Annotated in this window: 1 protein-coding gene and 1 rRNA gene; one reads left to right on the plus strand and one right to left on the minus strand. The window is 57.2% G+C overall.

The features are described from left to right. A 5S ribosomal RNA gene (gene rrf, locus OGX92_RS23545) occupies positions 1-73 on the plus strand; the annotation flags it as partial. Positions 74-119: 46 nt separating this feature from the next. On the opposite strand, the gene OGX92_RS01675 is transcribed toward rrf, so the two are convergent. Further along, positions 120-325, minus strand: a 206-nt coding sequence (locus tag OGX92_RS01675; protein WP_284882076.1) for a hypothetical protein, incomplete at its 5' end; no start/stop codon positions are given.

Below are 325 nucleotides of genomic sequence, written 5' to 3' on the forward strand. Positions count from 1 at the left end.
ACTCAGAAGTGAAACGCCGTAGCGCCGATGGTAGTGTGGGGTCTCCCCATGCGAGAGTAGGGAACTGCCAGGCATCAAATAAAAGCGAAAGGCTCAGTCGAAAGACTGGGCCTTTTGTTTTATCTGTTGTCTGTCGGTGAGCGCTCTCCTGAGGAGGACAAATCCGCCGGGAGCGGATTTGAACGTTGCGCAGCAACGGCCCGGAGGGTGGCGGGCAGGACGCCCGCCATAAACTGCCAGGCATTAATTAAAGTGAAGAAGCCCATCCTGCCGGATGGGCTTTTTTGCGTCTGTGCGGGATGAAAACCGCCGGATGCGGCGTGCC

Origin of the sequence: Citrobacter sp. Cpo089 (assembly GCF_030332695.1) — a bacterium.
In the GTDB taxonomy this organism is placed as follows: Bacteria; Pseudomonadota; Gammaproteobacteria; order Enterobacterales; family Enterobacteriaceae; genus Citrobacter; species Citrobacter portucalensis.